General features: G+C 49.8%; 1 protein-coding gene. It reads left to right on the top strand.

Annotated features, from left to right (window positions below):
- Positions 1–45: 45 nt before the first annotated feature.
- The coding region (locus AN214_RS21695) for an AMP-binding protein (RefSeq protein ID WP_152960848.1) at positions 46–1,203 on the top strand (1,158 nt) is incomplete at its 3' end.

The raw sequence follows: 1,203 nt of genomic DNA, 5'->3' as shown, positions 1-1,203 counted from the left end.
GCTGAGTTGCTTTCGGCTTTGGCGCGAACTGTCGAGCAGCCAGATATGCCACTTCGTGCATTGGAGATGTTAAGTACTGAAGAGCGAGATACCCTGCTTCAGTGTTGGCAAGGCACTGTTACCGCCAAGCCCGAGGTATCGCAATTACAGGGGTTCTTTGAAGTACAGGCCAAGGCCAATCCGGAAGCGACCGCATTGGTATGGGAAGAGACAGAGCTCACTTATGGAGAGCTGAACGCGCAGGCTAATCAACTGGCTCAGTACTTACGGGCGCAAAATCAAGGGGTGGGTGACTATGTGGGCGTTTACCTTTCACGAGGACCGGCGTTAGCAATAGCCATACTGGCAACGTTAAAGGCGGGCTGTGCTTATGTACCATTAGACCCCAGTTACCCGTTGTCTCGATTAGACTTTGTTATTGCGGACACCGGTCTTGATATGTTACTCACGGAGTCTGCCTTATCAGGTCGCCTCACCTTATCCGAGCATGTTCATCCTATCTTGCTTGATGAGGCGTCAGTCAAGACGGCCATCCAAGCGGCCTCAAATGAACAACCGGTGTTACTTCCTCAGCAACAGGCGGGTGCCCTTGCCTACATCATTTATACCTCTGGCTCCACAGGTCAACCGAAAGGGGTGATGATTCGTCACAGCAATGCGATGGCCTTAATGGATTGGAGCCGAAGGTACTTTAGCGCAGCAGAATTATCCTCAGTATTAGCCTGTACCTCGGTGAACTTTGACTTATCGGTCTTTGAGCTTTTCGCTCCATTGAGTACGGGAGGGCGAGTGGTGATGGTTGACAATATTTTATCGTTATTAACTGCGCGTCCTGAGGTGAGCCTGATTAATACTGTGCCATCAGGCATCAAAACACTACTTAGCGAAGGTTTACCAGAGCTGACCATGACGGTTTGTTTAGCCGGTGAGCCGCTACCGATGGCCACGGTTAATCAGTTACATCATGATTATTCCTTAACCAGGGTGGTGAACCTTTATGGTCCATCGGAAGACACTACATACTCGACAGCCTCTGCCTTTGATGGTGTCATTACCGCGGAGCCTGATATTGGCTACCCCATTGATAATACAAAGGCTTATGTAATTGGAATTGACCAACAATTAAGTCCATTGGGTGCGGTGGGTGAGCTTTACATCGGTGGAGCGGGTTTAGCGCAAGGGTACTTAAACCGGCCTGATTTA

Origin of the sequence: Pseudoalteromonas sp. P1-9 (assembly GCF_001399975.1) — a bacterium.
In the GTDB taxonomy this organism is placed as follows: Bacteria; Pseudomonadota; Gammaproteobacteria; order Enterobacterales; family Alteromonadaceae; genus Pseudoalteromonas.
The sequence above is the reverse complement of the archived record's forward strand: the minus strand, read 5'-3'. Positions and strand labels throughout refer to the sequence as shown.